Annotated in this window: 20 protein-coding genes; 12 read left to right on the top strand and 8 right to left on the bottom strand. The window is 43.5% G+C overall.

The genetic code is table 11. The annotated features are described in order from the left end of the window. Positions 1–19: 19 nt before the first annotated feature. Positions 20–829 carry an SDR family NAD(P)-dependent oxidoreductase gene (locus tag MHH60_RS17880; RefSeq protein ID WP_076104684.1) on the top strand — a complete coding sequence of 270 codons (810 nt, stop codon included), beginning with the start codon at positions 20–22 and terminating at the stop codon, positions 827–829. Between the two features lie 76 nt (positions 830–905). Here MHH60_RS17880 and MHH60_RS17875 read toward each other — a convergent pair whose 3' ends face one another. From MHH60_RS17875 to MHH60_RS17865, 3 genes are read right to left on the bottom strand one after another with little or no spacing between them, the layout of a single operon-like run. Further along, positions 906–3,197 carry a carboxypeptidase-like regulatory domain-containing protein gene (locus MHH60_RS17875; RefSeq protein WP_076137693.1) on the bottom strand — a complete coding sequence of 764 codons (2,292 nt, stop codon included), beginning with the start codon at positions 3,195–3,197 and terminating at the stop codon, positions 906–908. Further along, complete coding sequence (locus MHH60_RS17870; RefSeq protein WP_076137691.1) at positions 3,187–3,525, bottom strand: hypothetical protein; 339 nt, start codon at positions 3,523–3,525, stop codon at positions 3,187–3,189. The genes MHH60_RS17875 and MHH60_RS17870 overlap by 11 nt, the downstream gene beginning before the upstream one ends. After that, on the bottom strand, positions 3,522–4,049 hold the full coding sequence (locus MHH60_RS17865; RefSeq protein ID WP_256715203.1) for an RNA polymerase sigma factor: 528 nt from the start codon (positions 4,047–4,049) through the stop codon (positions 3,522–3,524). The genes MHH60_RS17870 and MHH60_RS17865 overlap by 4 nt, the downstream gene beginning before the upstream one ends. A gap of 538 nt (positions 4,050–4,587) precedes the next feature. On the opposite strand from MHH60_RS17865, the gene MHH60_RS17860 reads away from it, so the two are divergent. The 4 genes from MHH60_RS17860 to MHH60_RS17845 all read left to right on the top strand — a co-directional run bounded on the left by MHH60_RS17860 (position 4,588) and on the right by MHH60_RS17845 (position 9,306). Continuing rightward, positions 4,588–5,268: a YjgB family protein gene (locus MHH60_RS17860; protein WP_076137690.1), complete on the top strand. Its 681-nt coding sequence runs from the start codon at positions 4,588–4,590 to the stop codon at positions 5,266–5,268. A 148-nt stretch (positions 5,269–5,416) separates the two neighbouring features. After that, positions 5,417–6,568 carry a winged helix-turn-helix domain-containing protein gene (locus tag MHH60_RS17855; RefSeq protein WP_081389116.1) on the top strand — a complete coding sequence of 384 codons (1,152 nt, stop codon included), beginning with the start codon at positions 5,417–5,419 and terminating at the stop codon, positions 6,566–6,568. Between the two features lie 84 nt (positions 6,569–6,652). Further along, positions 6,653–7,954, top strand: coding sequence for an MFS transporter (locus MHH60_RS17850; RefSeq protein WP_076137686.1), 1,302 nt, complete (start codon positions 6,653–6,655; stop codon positions 7,952–7,954). A 785-nt stretch (positions 7,955–8,739) separates the two neighbouring features. Then, positions 8,740–9,306: a histidine phosphatase family protein gene (locus MHH60_RS17845; RefSeq protein ID WP_076137684.1), complete on the top strand. Its 567-nt coding sequence runs from the start codon at positions 8,740–8,742 to the stop codon at positions 9,304–9,306. 800 nt (positions 9,307–10,106) lie between these two features. Here the strand turns inward: MHH60_RS17845 and MHH60_RS17840 are convergent. From MHH60_RS17840 to MHH60_RS17820, 5 genes are all read right to left on the bottom strand, one after another. Next, on the bottom strand, positions 10,107–10,889 hold the full coding sequence (locus tag MHH60_RS17840; RefSeq protein WP_076137682.1) for a TatD family hydrolase: 783 nt from the start codon (positions 10,887–10,889) through the stop codon (positions 10,107–10,109). Beyond that, positions 10,886–12,019 (bottom strand): copper amine oxidase N-terminal domain-containing protein, encoded by a 1,134-nt coding sequence (locus MHH60_RS17835; RefSeq protein WP_076137681.1) that lies wholly within the window; start codon positions 12,017–12,019, stop codon positions 10,886–10,888. The genes MHH60_RS17840 and MHH60_RS17835 overlap by 4 nt, the downstream gene beginning before the upstream one ends. Positions 12,020–12,122: 103 nt before the next feature. Beyond that, positions 12,123–12,434, bottom strand: a complete 312-nt coding sequence (locus MHH60_RS17830) for a hypothetical protein (RefSeq protein ID WP_076137679.1) — start codon at positions 12,432–12,434, stop codon at positions 12,123–12,125. Positions 12,435–12,446: 12 nt separating this feature from the next. Continuing rightward, positions 12,447–13,094: a hypothetical protein gene (locus MHH60_RS17825; RefSeq protein ID WP_076137677.1), complete on the bottom strand. Its 648-nt coding sequence runs from the start codon at positions 13,092–13,094 to the stop codon at positions 12,447–12,449. 171 nt (positions 13,095–13,265) lie between these two features. Beyond that, a complete protein-coding gene (locus MHH60_RS17820; protein ID WP_076137675.1) occupies positions 13,266–13,685 on the bottom strand; it encodes a MarR family winged helix-turn-helix transcriptional regulator in 420 nt (139 codons plus the stop codon). Between the two features lie 218 nt (positions 13,686–13,903). On the opposite strand from MHH60_RS17820, the gene MHH60_RS17815 reads away from it, so the two are divergent. The 7 genes from MHH60_RS17815 to MHH60_RS17785 all read left to right on the top strand — a co-directional run bounded on the left by MHH60_RS17815 (position 13,904) and on the right by MHH60_RS17785 (position 20,628). Next, positions 13,904–14,470 carry a sigma-70 family RNA polymerase sigma factor gene (locus MHH60_RS17815; protein ID WP_076137673.1) on the top strand — a complete coding sequence of 189 codons (567 nt, stop codon included), beginning with the start codon at positions 13,904–13,906 and terminating at the stop codon, positions 14,468–14,470. After that, positions 14,467–15,429 carry a DUF4367 domain-containing protein gene (locus tag MHH60_RS17810; protein WP_076137671.1) on the top strand — a complete coding sequence of 321 codons (963 nt, stop codon included), beginning with the start codon at positions 14,467–14,469 and terminating at the stop codon, positions 15,427–15,429. Before MHH60_RS17815 ends, MHH60_RS17810 begins: the two co-directional genes overlap by 4 nt. A 611-nt stretch (positions 15,430–16,040) precedes the next feature. Beyond that, on the top strand, positions 16,041–16,628 hold the full coding sequence (locus MHH60_RS17805; RefSeq protein WP_036686766.1) for a sigma-70 family RNA polymerase sigma factor: 588 nt from the start codon (positions 16,041–16,043) through the stop codon (positions 16,626–16,628). Beyond that, positions 16,615–17,373 (top strand): DUF3600 domain-containing protein, encoded by a 759-nt coding sequence (locus MHH60_RS17800; RefSeq protein WP_076137670.1) that lies wholly within the window; start codon positions 16,615–16,617, stop codon positions 17,371–17,373. The genes MHH60_RS17805 and MHH60_RS17800 overlap by 14 nt, the downstream gene beginning before the upstream one ends. A gap of 255 nt (positions 17,374–17,628) precedes the next feature. After that, positions 17,629–19,014, top strand: coding sequence for a helix-turn-helix domain-containing protein (locus MHH60_RS17795; protein WP_076137668.1), 1,386 nt, complete (start codon positions 17,629–17,631; stop codon positions 19,012–19,014). A 148-nt stretch (positions 19,015–19,162) separates the two neighbouring features. Beyond that, positions 19,163–19,336: an aspartyl-phosphate phosphatase Spo0E family protein gene (locus tag MHH60_RS17790; protein WP_111502786.1), complete on the top strand. Its 174-nt coding sequence runs from the start codon at positions 19,163–19,165 to the stop codon at positions 19,334–19,336. Between the two features lie 206 nt (positions 19,337–19,542). Beyond that, positions 19,543–20,628, top strand: coding sequence for a LolA family protein (locus MHH60_RS17785; RefSeq protein WP_076137665.1), 1,086 nt, complete (start codon positions 19,543–19,545; stop codon positions 20,626–20,628). The last annotated feature ends 8 nt before the right edge of the window (positions 20,629–20,636 follow it).

Genomic DNA, 20,636 nt, shown 5'->3' with positions numbered 1-20,636 from the left:
ATTATAAAGGGGTATGAACATGGGAAGAGTTCAAGGTAAAGTTGCATTAGTAACTGGAGGCGCTTCAGGTATTGGCTTATCAGCTGCCACTCTATTAGCTAGAGAAGGAGCAAAGGTTGTCATTGCCGATTTTAATGTGGAAGCAGCCAAAGAAGCAGCATCTAAGATTAAAAATGAAGGCGGAGAAGCTGAAGGTCTTTTCTTAGATGCCTCCCAAGCGGATTCGATCAAGGAAGCTGTTGACTTCACAGTTGCTCAGTATGGCACCATCACAGTATTGTTCAATAATGTAGGTCTAACTAATCTGCAAAAAGACCTTGATGTGGTCAATATAGATTTGGAAGAGTGGGATCGCCTGATGAACGTAAATACCAAAAGTGTTCTGTTAGGCAGCCGGTTTGCTATTCCTCATATGATTAAAGCGGGCGGAGGCTCGATCATTAACACGGCTTCGATGTCAGCATTCGCAGGGGATTCATTGCGTACTGCTTATGGCTCCTCTAAGGCAGCGGTTGTGAACCTTACTCGTTACATCGCTACACAATATGGTAAAGACAAAATCCGTTGTAACGGGGTGGCACCAGGGCTGATCCTAACACCTGCCGCTGCAAGAAATATGCCGCCAGCGGTATTGGATATTTTCCAAAAATTCAACGCGCTTCCTTATCACGGTGAAGCTGATGATATCGGCAATACGGTTTTGTTCCTGGCATCGGATGAATCCAAATTCATCACAGGCCAAACGATTGAAGTAGAGGGTGGCCACTATATGTCTAACCCAAGTATCACGGATTTCCAGAATTACATGATGGAAGCTAAATCTAAATAAAAGACTCGCGCAATTAAAAACCCGGTCCATGCTCGAATTTGTCGAGCGGGACCGGATTTTTGTTTATTTTAATGAATTAGCGTACCTCTAAAACCTCCTGCATAAAGGCCTTCAGAGCGGAAGGTTTGGCACTTGCAATCCATTGCTTCAGCACATCCTTCTGACCGTTCACGTACCATTCAAGCTTCTCTTTTAACTCTTGGTCAAAGACTTTAGGTTGATTTTTTCGTTCCGCTAACAGTTGTTTAATCATTTGTGGCCAGCGATACCCACTATGACCAAAGCTGAGTTCAGGATAACGCTCAGCTAGTGCCATTACCGAAGAGAGTGATTCACCAGCGTATAATTCTGCCGCCAAAAAGCTGCCAATAAAACGATGGCTATCATCATACTTTAGGGCGATCGCGAATTGTTTACGAGCTTCTTCCAGCTTCCCTTGTTGCATGAGGGCTGTGGCATTAATAGAAAGTACATAACCGTTAGTATTGGGTCGGTTTAGTTCGTTGTAGTAGGAATAATATTTGTTATACGACTTCCAGTCCGCATGCTCAAAATAGTACTGCGATAATGTGAAGGCGTAATTAGTAGAAGGCTGTAGTTGTATTAGCTTTTCGAGTAAAGGAATTGCCTTATCTTCTAATGTTGTATCCTTTGTGAGGGAAGATTTTGCCAGCATCAACTTTATTAGCATGTGCAGGGCATGAACATCCTGTGGGTCATCGTCAATATTTTGTTGGTACATTTCTAGTGCCTGATCCGTTTTCTTATCCAGTAGTAGTTGGTCAGCCGCAGTAAGCTCTCTTTCCTTGAGATAAAAGAACGGCAGATTGCCGACGGTGTCTTCGTTCAATCTGTAGCCATTACTGCGGGTAATCAGGTGTCCATCAGCATCTAAGGCTTCAATATTCCAAGAAAAGCGCACTTCGGGATTCATAAATCCGAGAAGGGAGAGGGGGTCAATAGATTCCCAGCCATCTCCCCTGCTGCCATAGGAAAAACCGCCGCCATCGTAAAGTTCTTCTACAGGAATGGAGATATGATTATCTACAATACGATCCCGAATTTGTACGCCCAACACGGCCCCCTCCCCGCCACCGCTTAAACGATAGTAAGCTGCACCTTCAACAGCTTTCCAGCGGAAATCTATGGTCTTGCCTGTTAGGGTTTCCTGATTAATGGGAGACTGCAGCTCAAGCAGAGGTTGTAGAACTATGCTCTCATTCAACCTGTCATCTGGTTTTACTTCAATCCAATCGTCATATTGTACAGGCCAAGTCCAGCCGTCGATCTGATCATAGCCAAGTCCAAGCTGTAACTGATAAAAGCCCGGAATCACACCGTGAAATTCGAAACGTCCTTCAGTATCTGTGACGATTCGGTAGGGTTCAGCAGAAGTGATGCTATGGTTAACTTCGCTTTCAGCGCGGAGAAAAATACCTGCCCGCGGAACTGGGGTGCCATCGCCTCGTGTAAGGGTACCGGAGACGACAGCAGTTGAAGTGTTTCCCATAGCTATAGCAGACTGAATTGCGGTTCGAAGCGATTCCAGCTGTCTTTCAGTATCTGAAGTCCCAGCTTCTGGTGCTGCTTCTGATCCTGTATTGTCTGTGAAGCCTTCGTTCGGACTGCTGGTGGCAGCGTTCATTTGTTTATGAATATCCTGCCAGAATTTTTTGTAGCTCTCCAAGCCATCTTTTACTACGGCAAGTGCTTCCTGCGCTTCGCCTTTTGTAAAGAGTAAACGCCCGGTAAGCCATGCTTTTTGTGCGTTTAGCTCTTCCTGATACTCGGATGGAAAGGGGGTTTGTTCAAGGATTGTTTCAGCGGTTGTTATATCGCCACTATTTAGGGCTCGCTCCGCTCGAAGGAGCTCCAATTGTTTAGCTACAGAGGAGCTGCTGTTTAACTGTTTCGCTGCGGTGATTAGCGCTTGATCTCCATCTTCCTTCCGGCCAAGAGCATCATATTCATAAGTTAACTGCTTAGCCGCAAATATACGTGTATTATCCGAAGGCCCCTCAAGGATATATTCCTCAAGCAAAGGTACTATGTCCTCCGGTAACAGACCGGAACGCTGGGTTTCATCATTATTCCACTGGCTCATCGAAGGGCTGACATTAACGTCATATCTGTAGGGATCATAGCTGTGATCCTTATCAAGGATATTTGTACGGATTAGCTCGATACGTTTACTCCCGGTTGTGGAAGCCAGCTTTTGCAGAAGATCAGTTCTATCTATGTTAGATTGAATAGTTGTGCTCTGATCCATCTGCCTCTGTGAAGGTAAGAAGTTAAACAGAAGAATAAGCAGGGAGGCAGGGAGCAGCACGAATAACACCAGATGTTTGATTTTTATCTTAATTCTCATGTTTTTTCACCGCCTGCTCGTAGATATCCTTCCAATACGTATTGCCTCCAGCTTCGATTAGTTCTCGGTTCGCACGCTGCGGGGTATTTTTTTGTGGCTGCTGTTTAATCTCTGGCTGATGCAGGGTCAGCGAAACGATTAGAATAATGGCACCGATCGCACCTATAGGTTTGACAGGGATCTCAATTTCTTTATTCCACAGCGCCAATAAACGGGCTCCAAAGGTTGGAGGGTGAGTCTGCTTAATAACCCGGTCGTGTCCATTAAACTGGAGGTTCTTTAATTCTTCATCCAGCTGCTTTTTGACCGCATTGCGTTCTGTATTCATAAGAAATGTCCCTCCTTCACCAAAATCTTTTTTAAGAGCGTCCGGCCTCTGGCGAGTCTGGATTTGATCGTATTTTCAGATGTATTTAATTGCTCGGAAATTTCCCGGATACTCATCTCATGAAAATAATATAACATCAGACATTCACGGTATAGATAATCGAGATTTTTCAGGGACTCAGCGAGCCTGACATTATGCCATTCCACCATAAAAAGCTCTTCTGCTCCGGCAGTGAAGTCAGCATCTTCGTTAATTTGCAGCTCTGACCCTCCCGCCGGGAAAATATTACGCCAGCTCCAAGTCCGTTGCCTCATGCGGCAGCGATTGACCACTATCCGTATCAGCCATGCCTTCAGCCGATCCGGCTCCTGTAACTGACTCATTTTGGCATAAGCTTGAATAAAAGTATCTTGTACCGCTTCTTCGGCACTTTGTCTATCTTTGAGCAGTAAAGAAGCGGTTCGCAGCAGCATATCTCCATATTCGTTCATTAACAGGCGGAGAGCTGACTCATCTTTTGCCACAATTCTCTCTATAATATTCAGATGCAGCTCCCCTCCCTTTACTAATAAGATGCGGCTTGGAGGATTAAGGTTGCGTTTGGATGGAAAATTCTTCAACAAATGTCGCGATTGCAGTTCGTGTTCTCAGAAGGACGCAGGAATGCCGGATATGGGTTTACTGTGGAATCTATTGCACGTAGTGCAATGGATTGCTTTTTCAAGCAGGATTAGCTCCTTTCTATTGTACGTTTTGCAAAAAAACACATTGGGGCTGGGAATGACGTCTAAGGTTATATGGTTCTTGAGTTTATGAGCTTATAGTTAGATGGAGTTATGTGGAGATTTTAAAAGAGCAACTTACTTGAGTTAGGTGTCGGAAAAAAGGGTTTTATGTAGAAAATAGAGTGTGTATGAATTTATATTTGTAGATATGGGTAAAAGAGGGTTAGCCAGAAAAATTGCCGCTATCCTGCAACTATTTGATTTTCACCTCGTCTGTATGTTCAGTTTCATTTTTTTGCAAGACGACTTTAAGGTAATCCACTAAGGAGATGACATCATGCCAGTACAGATAAAATTAATAGCAGGCTCTATCCTACTCGCAGGAATGATTGGGCTTGCTGGATGCAGCTCGAACAATGAGGCGGGGAATTCAGAATCCCAGGCAACGGCCCCAACAGAAACGGCTGTAACAGCAACCTCTGAGCCGGAAGTTAGTCCATCAAGCACCCCAGCAGAAACTGCACCAGCAGCGACTTCCTCCCCTACGGAGACTGATAAAGATTCAACCAGCTCAAATTCACAAAATAGCGACAAACAGCTTAAAGAGTTACTCGAGCTTGCCAAAAAGGGGAAGGTACCCGGTGTAAAATATGCCGCTCATACCGGACTCATTGATGAGGTCGAAGCGGATTGGGGCAAACCTGATCAACAAGAGTCAGCGGGAAAAGGTATTTATGCTACCTACACTGACAGACATGTCGTGTTTGGATTTAATAAAGGAAGTTTAATCTTCGATGTTCGTTCAAGTGATTCCTCGCTGCAAAAGCTGACGCTGAAGCAAATTGAGGCAACACTCGGCAAGCCAGATGATACCAAAGTGAACGGAGAGGATAAGATTTACACCTATCAAGCCAATGACCAATACCAGCTGAAATTTATTATTCCAAGCTCGACCGGTACAGTAGATCATATATCCGTATTTAGTGAACAGGATTCCTTTAACAATATGGCTGGGTAAGTGGCATGGGTTAGAAGAGGAGAGAGCAATCACGCAGAGGAATCTGTGGGTTGCTCTTTTTGTATGTTCTTTTTTGAGGTGGAGTAGGCCCTGGACGGACTGTTATAATGTAACCAATGAGCGGGTTCGGGGAAAGTGAGGTTCTATCATGCAGCTGGAATTAAATGAAAGTGAATATAAAGTGACCGCAGAAGGGATAACGATAGAATTATTCCCAAAAGAATTTACGCTTTTTCAGTTCTTGTACAAAAACAGAGGGCGTACATTCAGTCGGGAACAACTGTTGGATAAAGTATGGCCGCTTGAATATCCGGTAGAGCGAACGGTAGATGATCATATTTATCGGCTTCGTAAAAAGCTAGGCAAGCTACAGGGCCTGGATATTAAGACTGTTCGGGGATTTGGTTATAGTCTGACTATGCAGGAGCCCTCAGCTGCTATGGCTAATCCGACTACATATGACTTAGAGATGCAAAAGACGATGCGGGAAGTATTTAAGAAATATCACCTATATGGCCAAGGTCGCTCGATGTTAATCCTCGCACGCCAACAGGATGTTTTGGGGTATGCGATGGATCCGTTTTATTCGATCTATATTCATTTTGTACAGGGAGATTTGGATTGGCTGCTGAACACAACCGAGGTGGGGATCGAGGAACGGTTTTATTCCTTATTAATCTGTTATGTTCTATTGGGTGATCCTAAGAAAAAACTAGAGTTCTGTGAGTTGGTTCTTGAAAAAAAGATTCTTTTGCCGCCTCAGCATCGCGAAGTGGAGATCCTTAATATTCTGGATTTGTACATACTGGCTGGGCAACCGGAAAAAGCACTGGAACGACTAAAGTTAACATATGAAGTGATTAAAGAGCCGGGGTATGAGAGTTTTATTCCTATAACGGCGACCTCAGAAATGCTTGCACACTTGTGGATGGGAACAGAAGATCACGTAATAGAAGGGATGGCAACAGACATTGAAGCGCTTTTGCTGGAGAAACCTTATTTGCGTGAGATCGGCAGTTACAAAGTTGCAAGGGGCTTGTGGTTTCTACGGCGCCAGTCTTGGCGTGAAGCCGAGCAACTGTTAGATGAGGCACTTCAGGTGCTTGAGATGTCAGGGTTCGTGCCGATGCGGATATATGCATTATACCGAATTGTTCACTATTGTAACCAATTTCCACCCAAGCCAGCTTTGTATCGCAAATATGTGAATTTATTTGAACGAGAGAAGGAAGATCGGGGGTTCCATCGGTTAGAACAATCCTTGGATACCGTGCTTACGAACCTTGTGACCGCCCCCTGACTGCCCCTGATAATTCTCTGACAATTCTCCATTACATTAAGGTCATGCTAATAAGTTCTTAATTGTAATTTGGAGGTATGTTTAATGAACGCTTCAACACAAGCAGGCACGAGCCTGCTTAAGAACAAGGTGTATATACGTGTGTACAGCGCATTTGCGACGGCGACCTTTGGGGATTGGTTCGATGCCTTAGCGATTCAGGTACTCGTAGGGTACCGTTGGCAAGCCAGCCCGCTAATGCTGGCTTTGATTCCGGTCTCCATAGCTTTGCCGGGGATTTTGCTGGGCTCGTTTGCAGGGGTAGTGGCTGACCGACTGAACAAGCTGAAGCTGATGCGGATGTGTGATCTGCTTACGGCATTGTTAACCGTATTCGTATTATTTGCTCCCAGTATGGTGTGGTTGCTCCCGTTATTGATGTTGCGTGCTGCCATTTCTACGTTAAACGTGCCTGCTCAGCAGTCGATGACCCGCAGTATGGTTAGAGAAGACCAGCTGCTTCAAGCTACCTCGCTTAATGGGCTTGTAAATCAAGGCTCGAAAATTGCGGGACCTTTACTGGGCGGCTTCACGTTGTCTGTGCTGACCCCGCAGTGGTGTATTTTGATCAATGCTTGTCTCAGAGGCTGCTCTTATTTGCTCTTACTTACCGTTAAAAACAGTGAGGCAGGACAAGTCAGCTCGGAAGATAAGGGGGATCAAGAGGAGCGTGTTGCTCTCCGCACCATGTGGAAGGAAGGCTGGAGCTTTATGCTGCGCAGTAGATTGCTTCTAAACAGCATGCTGTTTGGTTTAGTGGGTGCGTTGGCCATTCAGATGATCGATTTTCAATTCACTAGTCTATTCAGAATTATTGCACCTTCTGAGGAATCTATGCTGGGCTGGCTTGTTGCGGCAACGGGTGTGGGGGCTGTATTCATGATCATGGTCCTGAACAAATTGAATAGGGGAACAGGCTACGGCTGGAAGCTGGGTACGGGTTACGCGCTTATTGGTATATCGGTCGGAGGGCTGGGCCTGCTTCAGCCGGGAGTCTCCATCCTTACTGTATTGCTGCTAGGATTTTTATTGGGTCTCGGGAATGGAATGTTTATGATCACGTTCAATCATTGTCTGCAAAAAGAAACGCCCCCGCACATGACAGGGCGTGTGTTCGGTATTCAGAGTACCATCCTTAGCGGTGTTATGATCGGCGCGCCACTCCTCGGCGGAGTGATGGTGCAGGTTGCTGGGCCTAGCCGTATCTTTTTGAATTTTGGCATCGTAATCGCTCTGATTGGTGTGCTGGGCATCACATTCGGGCGTGTACTGTGGCCCGCGCAGAAAGAGAAGAGCGATAGCTCTGCGGAGCAATCTAGGACGGTTGAGGTGATGGAGGGTAGCTAGGAGGTAGCACGCTAGTCTAGCTAGCTGGACTTCCTAGCGGGACTAGAAAGCTTGAGTGGGAGAACAATCTAGCGTGACTCCCTAGCCGATACTTAGCTAGAGCTTAAGTGGCAAGGACAATCTAGCGTGACTCTCTAGCCGATCGCTTGCGAGACTAGAAAGTTTGAGTGAGAGAGACAATCTAGCGTGACTCTCTAGCCGATCCCTAGCGGGACTAGAAAGTTTGAGTGGGAGAGAGAATCTAGCGTGACTCCCTAGCCGATCCCTAGCGGGACTAGAAAGTTTGAGTGGGAGAGACAAACTAGCGTGACTCCCTAGCATTTAGTTGCAGAATGTGCAGTTAAATTCCCTTTCAGCGATCGAACTGGGACTTAGTTGTACTTTGTGCAGTTATTATTTGATTTTCTCCCTTTTAGTCTAGGAATGATGATTTTTAGTTGCACAGAATACACTTATTTGCTCAGGAGTTCTCTTTTACCGCTTAATAGTTGTATATAGTGCAATTAAGAGTCTCCTTAGTCATAGTCGCCTTAATATGTGACTTCTCAGTGAGCGATTTCTCAATAAGTGACTTCTCAATAAGTGACTTCTCAATAAGTATCTCTTTAATAAGTGACCTCTCAATAAATTATTACTATGTGATCTAAAGCAACTGCTGCACGAAACGTTATAAGTTACAATATTACCTAGCCCGATAGGACAGTTTCATGTCCGTAAGGGCTTTTTTAGTGTGTAGAGGTGATTGGCTAGAATATTAGAATTCGTAGAGGTAAAGGAGGGAAAGGATGGTTACTTTTATTTATATGGTGAGGCACGGTGAGTCGCCCAAACTGCCCGGAGGAACTGAAAGGACTCGTGGACTAACTGCGAAAGGGGAGGCAGATGCCCGCAAGATAACGGAAAAATTACGTCTGGAAGGAATTCAAGTCTTCTATTCAAGTCCATACCTTCGGGCTATACATACGATTTCTGGATTGGCGGAGGAGTTAGGAGCAGAGATTCAAAGTGTTGAAGACCTGCGGGAAATCCATTTCTCGGACGGAAGTACGATTATGACTGATCAGGAACTGTATCCATTACTGGCAAAAATGTTTGAAGATCCGGATTTTGTCCCAGTTGGTGGGGAATCCATTCATGCGTGTCAGAAGCGATCAGTTAGTGTACTGGCAGAAATTCTGAGTAATCACAGTGGTCAAAAGGTTGCTATTGGCACTCACGGTGCAGTCATGACGCTTATGATGAACTATTTTGATGCCAAATATGATCTGAATTTTTTACTTCAAACCACAAAGCCGGATATTTATAAAATGGAGTTCACAGGCGGAACGTTAGTGGGTGTGGAGCGGTTATGATTATTGGGGCTGCCTACAGGCACCTCGAGCATCATCAACCTGAGACTTACGGACCCAGATGACATTATTCGCAGATTATTAGCCTTTGGAGCAAGGTTTCGGACTCCAGCGTCGTTATTCCTTAAAAAGAGCACCTTATTGGGTGTTTTTTATACCAATAGCGACTCTGGGGTCCGTTGTCATCTCAAAAGTGGGGAATTGCTGCATATAAGGTCAGCTGTGTCCGATAGCGGCTTCACACGCGTAAATACGTACGGGTGAATACGTACGAGAAATACATACATGTAAATGGTACGTGTAACTACGTACAGGTAAATAAGCGCGTAAACTACGTACACGTAAATACGTACAGATAAATAAGTACGCGTAAACTACGTACACGTAACTATGTACAGGTAAATAAGTACGCATAAATACGTTTGTGTAAATACTTGCATGTATAAGTACGCGTAAATGCGTACAGGTATAAGTACGTGTAATTACGTTCGTGTAAATACATGCATGTATAAGTATAAGTAAATACATACGCGTAACTACGTACAAGTAAATATATACGCAAATATATGTACGCAAAAATATTACCGACTCAAACGAAAATTGGTAAGGGGATTTGAATTAAGTAAGGTCGGCTTGTGAACAGTACTTCCACTATGAAAAATACGGATTTACTAGCCAAGCTGTGTTTAATCATAATGTTGGTCTGGCGTTAGGGCAGGCTCGCTAAGGAGCGGCTTTTCTATTTTCTATGAAGCTATCGATCTATCTATAAGCTATAAAACTATCTACAAGCTATAAAGCATCTACAAGTTATAGAAATGCTTAGTATTCGCAGTCAGTAACTCTTCCGCTTCGCCGGGGGTGTAACCATGGAGCACTCCCCAAGCAGCGGCGACTTCGCGAATCATAGACGGATGGGTGATTTTCCCCGCACAAGGTCCTTCGAACGGCCAAGGACCATCGGTTTCAGCCATGACTAGCTCTGGGGGATAACGGCGGGCAAGCGCCTGAATCTCTGGCTCATACAGGATATCCGGGGTGAAGGAGATATAGTAGCCGTTCTTCATCATGCGGGCAATGGCTTCTTCCGGACCTTTGAACCAGTGGAAGTGGGCACGCTGTATGTTATGTTTCTCCAGGAGATCACAAGCAATAAGCGCATCTTCATAGACAGCATGCAGCACCACAGGTTTATCGAGACGGGCAGCTAACCCAAGCAACTGATCCAGCAGCTCAATATAGGGCTCCATATCAAAGGTTTCGCCACGTTCTAAGGCTTCAGCACGCGAATAGTAAGGTAGCCCGATTTCCCCCACAGCAATATAATCCTCAATAGATTGACTCTCGATCCATTTCAGTAGAGCAGCCAGCTCAGCATCCTGCGGCAAGGGTTGCTCTGGATGAAAGCCATAAGCTGGACGGATCACGCCGGGATTTATGGCTGCAAGTCTTTGGGTGCGTATACAAGAGTCCAAGTTCATAGAGACAGCGATAAGGGCTTTAATTCCCATGTCAGGCAGTTCACTCAGTATCTGTTGGGCAACTTCAGGTTCATATTGCTCTAAATGTATATGGGCATCAATCATAACTGTTCACCCTCCACGTAAGAAGCTAATTCCTCATGAACCTCAAAGCGAATAGAGTCGGGTTCCATTCCATCTTTTCCCGGTTTGTAGGCAAAAGTTAGTGTGCCAATACTCTCCAGAAATCCAATATAAACATTTGTTTCCGCCTTTAGCTTGCCCTCTTCCACTATGTAGTGAGTAACAGCACCAATGCCGGCTTGTTCGCCTAGATTGCCATCTTCGGCACGATCTGGATATCGCAAGGTTACCATGGATGGACTTGAGCCTTTAACTTGAATTTGAATCAGGGCATCTCCTTTATCATTGGAAATCTTTGACGCAACCATTGCGGAGGCAGCTTTATCCGCGGAAGGGACAGTGACTTCTTTCCACTGGTTAGGCTTAATCACGTGAAGCTCCTGCATAGACATGCCTGTACCTGTTCCGAGCCACAGAATAACAACGATTTCTTCCTGCCCATCCTGATCGATGTCGGCATAATGAATCTCAGGAGGGTATCTTAGGAGTCTGGGTGCTTCCCAATCAAATGTATGCTTGTTATCGTTCACCTCTACAACAAATCCTTCGTAGGTACTGCCATCTTTAAGGGCAGTATACAGCTTCACTTGGTCATTTTCTGTAGCAGTAGCAAGAGGTTCGCTGGGTGTTCTGACGGTAGTACTAACATCCCCTGATGTTATTAATACTTCAGTTCCAGCTGCATTCAGCTGCGCAGTGGCACCAGACAGAGAGTTTAAGGAATCGGCTGGAATATATAAAATACCGTTTCGTAGAATAGCTGGTCCTTCAAGCGAGGTTTGATATCCGTCAGCTTGCATATACTCATTGTCCGGCGTCAGAACATAACTGCTGCTTCCGTCAGAGATGGTTAAGGTCTTTAAGTTATTATCCCATTTTTGTTCTGAGGTGTAGTATTCCATTAATACTTTTGCAGGTACATAGACCTTATCATCTAGGAAAAAAGGGGAGAGAGTAGGAAGAACGGCTTCGCCGTCGACGATTAGTTTCAGTGGTGCTGAAGTAGCTTGTGTTTGGTTAATAGCCATTGTTGTATCCATATCTATGGTTGCCGATGCTCCGCATCCGGCCAAAAAGAGCGTGATAGCTCCGATAGCGATGATTTTATTCATAATTACCTCCAGGATAAAGTCCAGTCCCCTTAAGTATAGAATAAAACAGCGCGTTGTAGTTCACTTTCTATTAACAAAGAGAATACAAGCTTGTTACAGTTCGCTAGTTTTTAATAAAATGCAGGCAGCCACGCAATAAACGACGAGTGTAATAGAAAGAAATGAACAAAAGTAAGGAGAGGCAGAGACCGATTGGAAGGCTGAGAATGTTCGGTAAATCATAATCTGGGAGGGCATTTAGTCCTATCCCTTGAATGCCAACAATACCTAGTACACCACCGATAGGTGCAATGATTGCACAGACAACACTCCCCACGGCCCAGACACTAAGGATCGGTACACAGAATAAGATGGTGGCTCCTTTGGTGATGTTTTTGAGCACAGTGGCTCCTGACAAATGAGTGCTTTTTTTCATGTAAACTCTCCTTTATGGGTTTAAAAATACAGTTCGGTCAACTTGCGACTTAAGATCCACCGTCAGACTTTTGCTATAGCGGATTTCCCCAATGGTACAACCCGGTCCGACGATGATTTCTTCACCGCACACAAGGTCAGCTGTCGTCCGGTATAACGTTATGTTAGTTCCTTCAATTGTTGAGCAGGTAAGTTTTCGAAAAGGGTGCATCAGCGCATTAATCAACTTGGAAGAGGGTTTAACGATAATGTTACCGCCAGCTCTCATAACCTCGACAGTGCTTCTATTGCCTAAACGGATCTCAATCGATGAATCTGCAGTTAGTCTCTTTATCTTCACAGCACCTTCAGCATAAAAAGTCCCAGCTGCAGCATTTTCTGCTACGGACATGTATCCAGAAGAGCGGAGATTATCTGCTTGGATATTTTGAACGCGCAGACTCCCTAGATTGTTTACCTGATTGGCCTTACAATTCCCCCAAATTGTACAGTCACCAGATACTTTGAGTTTAGAAGTCGAGACGCTCCCTTTGGTACTTAAGTGGCCAAACACATCAACCGTGACCGCATTAATATTCTCTCGAACAAACTGCGAACCTCTTACCTTCAATGGTGGATCGATCATGTCAGTATGTTCATAAGTATTGTTATTATTGGACATTTACAGTACCGTCCTTCGAAATATATTTTAATCATTAAAATATATATTCATTATAATATATAGTCAATATAATAATTTGGGAATTAAACCTAAAAAAACACTGCCGTCAGTTTCCTGACAGACAGTGTTTATAGAAAAGAGTATTGCTGATAAGGAACAAAATGAAGACGGTTAGTGCATCATTTGTTCCATCAATTTATTTATTTGTTCTAAAGTTCCGGAGATTTTATTCAGATCTGGGGTAGGAAATGCTTCAAATATTGTATGGATACGCTGATCACCTTGTTCTGTGAGGACAATATTGACAACTCTGCGGTCTTCTTTAGTACGTACCCGTTCAATAAGTCCAGCTTCCTCAAGCTTATCGCACATGGAAGAAGCAGCTCCGGGTGTGACCACGAAACGTTCAGAGATGTCAGTAATGTTCAAGCTTCCTGTAAGCCGGAGTTGAAACAGCAGCATGATTTGATTGTGAGTCAAGGTTTCTTTTTTAGTGATCATATCAATGAAAAACTGGGATTTCTGCTGCACATTTGCCATAGATTCCATGACCTTATGGATAGCATTTTCTTTCTCTTCCTTTGTGCTCATAACATTGCCTCGCTCCAATTTACTTTAGTTACTAAAATATATAGAAGCTATAATAAGCTTGTCAAGTTGACGGGTTACTGTAGCTTGGTTAGAAAGACTGAATGTAGCGCTGGAACTCTTCTTTTATTATAACTTGTAATGAAATTGGAAATGTATCGTATTAACTGATGAATTTACTTAGCTAAGTGAAAATTTGGTGGGAAAGGAGAGTTCGTTTGATGCATGAGCGCGCATTGCTTCATCCTTTTGTAAACGAGAATATACAGGAAAATGCTGACATAGATGTTTTGTTCACAACGATTTTTGAAACCTACTATAAACGAATATTTAACTACATCGCTTACCGGGTTAGTTCTCTCCATACGGCTGAGGATCTGACAAGCCTTGTTTTTGAGAAAACGTTGGCGAAACTATCGACCTATTCTCAGGAAAAAGCTCCTTTAGAGGTATGGTTATTCGCCATTGCCAGAAATGTGGTCAATGATCATTACCGGAGTTTTAAAAGGAAAAGTTTCTTTTCGCTGGATGCCGTCAAGGAACTGGTTTCTAGCAGGAAAGATCCGGAAAGTTTGATCCTCCAGGGAGAACGTAGTGGAAGGCTTAACGAAGCCTTGAATACATTGAGCTCAAAGGAGCGGAATATTGTGGCTCTAAAATTTGGTGCGAATCTGAGAAATAGAGAGATTGCCCATATTACGGGAATTTCGGAGAGCAATATCGGTGTGATACTCTACCGGACTATGAAAAAGCTGAAGACTGAAATAGGGAGCGTGGAGCAGCTATGAAGAGTAAAGACATACAGCAGAAGTTCTCAGCAGATTTAGATGAAAGTATATATGGAGCGGCAAATGATTTAAAGGGTGCTGGGGAGTACAAGGAGCTGCTGGAGCTAGGCAGGGTTCTGGCCCATAAAGATTTCAGCGAGGGTTCTGACAAAACAGCCATTCTGAATAAGGCACGGAGAAAGTATGCCGGCCAAAAGGAGGAGAAAGGATTGCGTACAAAACATAGATTAAGACGTCTTGCTATTATGCTGGCTACTTTGCTAGTGGTTAGCGTATTAAGTGTAACTTTTGTGCAGCCGTCATTTGCGCAGGAGCTGTTAATGAAAGTATTGCAAACGATAAACTTAGGCCACATTGTAGCCCATGAAGTAGAGTTTTCTGCGGATTCCCACGTGATTCCGGATGACTTTAAGGGGAAGATTTTTGATAGCAAAGGAAATGCGCTTGTGACCCTCGGCGCTGCTCAAAAGGCAGGTGATATCTACAATGCTGACGGGGAAAAAATCGTCGGAGTTGAAGACGGCAGACTGGTTACGCAATCTGAGAGGGATCAAGAGAAAGCGGAATTGCTGATCGAGAGGGATTCTAGCAAGCTAAACGAATATACGATTTTTGATGTGGGCTTACCGGCGTATTTACCAGAGGGTTATACCTTTGATCGTGCAGAGTTTTATAAGGATAGCAATGGTGAAGTGATCAACAGTAAATATATTAATTTATATTTTGTTAATGAAGCTACCGATGAGATCATCTCGATGCAGCAGCGGCACGCTGATTCCGAAACGGCTTACGAGATGTCGACGGATGGCACCATCGAAAAAGTGAAGATTAACGGAGCTGATGCTGTATTGGTTAATGGAAAAGGGTTGGACTGGGAAGCCAATGGAGTGTTATACGGTGTAACCTCAGCTAGCTTGGACAAAAATGATTTGATCAAAGTTGCTGAGTCTATCCGCTGACTGATTTTTTAGAAAGATAAGCGGTTACTATTCGAGTGTATACGGGTAAGGGGATGATCCATAAGGATCTCCCCTTTTTCGCTTTATTGAGGGCACATGCAAACAACGATTGGGAGAATATAGCTGTACTTCGTACAACTATATTCCTGCGAAATATCTCTCCAATGAAAATAGCTGTATTTCGTACACTTATTTTAACGATTTACACCATTGTAGGAAGTTTTTCTGCTTTTTAGTTGTATAGAATACACTTAAAATCAGAGTAACCCCTTTTGTATACGGAATAAGTGTACAGAATGCAGTTATCTCATAGATTTCGGCAGGGTCCGGCCAAAACTGGTGTGAAAAGCTGAAGACCAGCTTCCACCTGCGAATAATCTGTTCAAGCAAAGCTGAAGACTAGCTTCCACCTACGCGTAATCTGCTCAAGCAAAGCCGTGGTCAGCCTCCGCCGACTTCATCTACTCCAATAAGCCGCTGCAGAGTAAACACCAGTCAGCGATTCTCCAATAACCGTAAATCGCTGACTGGTTGTTTTTAAAAATAAATCGAACGATTTATTCTCTATTTTACCAATACATAGTGTAAGACCGAAGGAGGGATTGAGAGGTATGAAACATCCAAATGAATATTCTCAGCTCATTGCGCTTACGCTAGCCGGCAGCCGTGAAGCGTACAGTGAACTATATGAAGCAACGATTCGGGATGTGTATCAGACCGTTCATTTTCTCGTTCGCGAAACCTCCGATGTGGATGATGTTGTTCAGGAGATTTATATTCAGGTGCACCGGTCGCTTGAGCAATTTGATGTCAATCGTCCTTTTAGGCCTTGGCTTATGGGGCTGGTTATGCGGCAAATTCATGCCTATCGAAGAAAGAGATGGACGCATCTCCGAATGGTCAAAAAAGTAGAGCAGACTGATCTAAGGATGGAACCTGATTTCACTAGTGATGTTGTGGACAGGTTAGCTAACCGCCGTCTACTAGCAAGTGTAGACCGTCTTCCATTTAAGCTGAAGCAGGTGATTATTCTGCACTATTTAAATGAATATTCACAGGAAGAAAGTGCCGCGATACTGGGTATCCCTCTGGGGACGGTGAAATCCCGTATTCATGCTGCACTGCATAAGCTTCGTCAGAAGCCAGAAAATCATACTCTTTTTAAGGGAAAGGTGGAGGACCTGCATGAATTTCAATGAAGAGTTACGGACAGTTCTGCAGGAAGAGGCGAGAAATCTAAGTGCCCCACCGGAACTGAAGGAGCAAATACTAAATCAGACCGAGACTAGGTTAGGGGGAAGACGAATGAAAAAATGGCTTGTAGCAAGCCTTTTGGCGGCTGCATTATTAATTCCTACTGGAGCATATGCCGGATATAATTATTTGGCGGATACCCTGTATGGCTCACAAGCAACTGCTGCTACGATTGGAGTAACCCAGCAACAATATGACAGGCTTGAAGCCAAGCTGCAGAGCGCGAAGCAAAGCTTTAACGAAGAGGAATTTACAAGATTGATGTCTTTATTAGAGGAATTGGGAGCTTACAATCTGCAAATGGCCGATGCGGACGGAGTCTTTCACCTGGAACAGTTAAGTGCGAAGGATCAAAAGGCATATAACGATTTACAGGTTGAGCTTAAACCTTATTTCGAGAAAATGAATGAAAATGAAATCCCTCAGGCAAAGGCGGCTGTCGTTGATCGTGATACTTTCTGGAATGGCTTGCTGGAAAAAGCTGAACAGAGGCTTACTAAAGAAGAGTTTGCGGAGATCGAACATTTAATAAATGAGTTGCAAAGCTATGATGCCAAGGTATTTGATGCAGATGGAAGTGTTCATATGGATCGGCTTTCGAAAGAGGAGATACAAAACCAAGAGAAGTTAATTGAAGCGCTCGGCCCTTATATAAATAAGCTGGACATGATGATTAAACCTAGTTCTTAGTTGAATTTAAATGCATGTATTGAATAACAATGGATAGAAGTAGCATTAGAAAAGCCACCAGAAAAGGTCTAATACACCTTGTGTTCTGGTGGTTTTTTACATTCGGCTAATTTGTATTTTATACATCACTAATTGAATAAATTTATAATCAATTGAGTCAAAAAAAGTATTTGACCACTGGAATAATTAGACATATTATTATTTAAATACTATTGATCTATATATGAATCATGATGGCGAAAGGTGGCTTTGATCATGAAGCAGATGACCATTCGTGCAGAACTGGCGGTCTACCTCAAGAAGAATGGAATAACGATTAATCAATTCGCAGAGGTATCTAAAGTAAATTCAGGCACGATTAGCAACATTATGAATGGGAATCGTCCTATAGCCATGCAGCAATTAGATCGGATTACAAAAGGTATGGGATTAGAGGAAGGCTGCTTTTACGTTATGTATGTGGAGGAGTGTTTTATACATTCCAATCCCAATTGGAGACGTCTTCGACCTTTTCTATATCGCTGTGCTGAACTAGATAAGCTGGAATGTATAAGTCGGGTGATTGGAATCATGATGGACAGCCTATCTTATACACACCCGTTGTTTGATACAGCAGAAGATTTCTTTGCACAAGGGAAGTATGAAGCTGCAGCGTTGTTATACCGGAGTGTGGCGGAGAGTGAGAAGTATCAGCATTCAGAGCGGCTGGCTTTTTGCCAATACAGATTGTTTACGATTGCTCTAGGGGGCGATCAGGATGTGAATTTGCGAGCAGCGGTGCAGTTTGAGGGCTTTGTAAATCGGCTTGATGAAGTTGATCAGCTTGACGCACTGAAGGTTCTGGCGAATACATATAGCGCTTTGAGGCATTGGGATAAGGTAATGGTAATGACTAAGGAATTGGGCAAAAAAGCATCCATTCAATATAATTATAATAATGAGCGAGCCAGAAAAAACGGGGTACAGAAGGAACCTGCAATGCCCTTATTTTCATATATTTTATATTCTTATGTGTTACGTTCAGTAGTTTACAGAGAGCTTGGAGATTATGATAGAGCATTGCATTATATCAATCTTTACATGGATATGAGCTGGATTCGTGAGGATACGGAGGAAGCTTTGCAACTTATGGATCAATGTATGGGTTGGGCGCAGGCTAATATTTTTTTGCTGAAAATTTTAAAAGGTGATGCAGCAATGCTTCCCGAATATGTGACCTATATTGAAGATAGAAAAGAAGAATTTCTTCCAGGCCTGTTCAAAATCCTTCAGGCAGCCAATCACTATGATTTTAATGTGGACGATATTCTTCAGCGGTTTGAGCCAGAAATATCAGATTTTAGAGATCAGCAGAGAAACCCTAAATGTTATAATCGACAAATTATCGAAGACAGATACACTTTTTTTATGGCTGAAATAGCATTGTATTATATAAGAAGAGGAAAATATGAGCTTAGTATAAAATATATAATGGATAGTTTAGAGAATTCTGTAAGGATTAATAACGAATCATGTATAATTAAGTGTGTCGGAATGTTTGAGCAGCTTCGGCATATTGCATCTTTAGAAACGCAGAAGGAGTACCAGAATCTGCTTAGAATCAATGAAAAGAAAAATTGCTTTGTTATTGACAGTGCTTAGTAGTGATAGTTTCATAGAAGATATCAGTCAAGAGAGTTCTCAGATTAAATTTGGAATCGCTTTTTTTTGAATTCTAGTAATGCACTTCAATGTAAAATTAAGAATTTGACATATACCTCTAGAATATTTCATTAGGGAGGTAGTGTTAATGAATGATCAGGAAATTATCCAAAAGAGAATAGAGGGTGCTAGAAACAAACTTTATTTGATGGAGAGGCAACATGGAGGGCTTTTGCATCCAAATGTGATCAGACAGTCCATGAGATTAGATGAATTAATTAATCAGTACAATAAAGCAGTACATAGTGATAACGAGAATTGAAGAGAATGGTTAAAACACTCTACATAATGATATTACAACTTCTGATGAAGTATAGAGCCAGCGCTGTGCGCGGGCTTTTTGGCTTGTTGGAGCTTATAAAATAAATCAATGCAACACGCTTGTCATGCCCGTCTGCATATTGCGGCCAAGTCCCTCATAGACATGTACTAATCAATGCATTCAAAACAGGTTAAGGGGATGATGTCATGCGCCGGATAACATGGGTACTCGCGATCATTATGAGCGTGGCCCTGGTGATGACGGGGTGCGGGAAGAAGGATGCCGCTTCCGTAGTCAAGGATTTGAACAATGTGGCTGACAAGTTGGAAAGTAAGCAGGGAACGTACCAAGGTTCTGGCACAATGACCCTGTATACCGGGGAACAGCCGCAGGAGTATAAGGTAGAGGTATGGTACAAGAATCCTTCCTACTACCGGATCAGCTTGGCAAATGTTCAGAAGGATATTACGCAGATCGTACTTCGTAATGATGAGGGAGTGTTCGTACTCACACCAAGTATGAATAAGAGCTTCCGTTTCCAAAGCGATTGGCCGGATGATCAAGGTCAGGTCTATCTGTATCAGACGTTGGTTCGTGGCATAGTTTCGGATAATAATCGCCAATTTGTGGAAGATGGGGATAACTATGTGTTCGAGGTAGCCGCGAATTATCAAAGCAATGCCCTTGTACGGCAAAAGATTTGGCTTGATAAAAAGACTTATGAACCTAAACAGGTTCAAGTCTCGGATTCTGAAGCGAAGGTAGTTGTAAACGTGAAGTTTGACACCTTCAAATTCGATACGGATTTCACCAAGGATTCTTTTGATATGGAAAAGAACATGGCCTCAGGTAAGTCCGCAGAGAGCACAGTAGCTGAGGTTGACGAGAATGGTAATCCGGTTACAGCTCCTGAAGGCCAAGAACCGGCTGAGCAACCAGTGGCTGCAGAGCTTGGAGACTTTGGGATCATTGAACCTGATTATATTCCAGCTGGTGTCGAGTTTAAGGACTCGCATAAATTGGAGGGGAACAAAGACCATGCTGTTCTCATCCGATATGATGGGATTTATCAGTACACTATTATGGAATCCCGTCCACTGGACCGTGCGGTAGCACTGGCGCCTGGAACCCTGAAAGACCTTGGTTTTACATGGGGAGTTCTGAGTGGGGATGAGCAGCAGACATTGACCTGGATGTCTGAGGGAGTAGAGTACCGAATTACAAGTGCCAATCTTCCTGCTAATGAAATGATGCAAATTGCCGCTTCTATGGAGGCACAATCGGGTAAATAATAAAAAGT

Origin of the sequence: Paenibacillus sp. FSL H7-0716, from assembly GCF_038002705.1 — a bacterium.
GTDB classification, from domain to species: domain Bacteria; phylum Bacillota; class Bacilli; order Paenibacillales; family Paenibacillaceae; genus Paenibacillus_AQ; species Paenibacillus_AQ odorifer.
The sequence above is the reverse complement of the archived record's forward strand: the minus strand, read 5'-3'. Positions and strand labels throughout refer to the sequence as shown.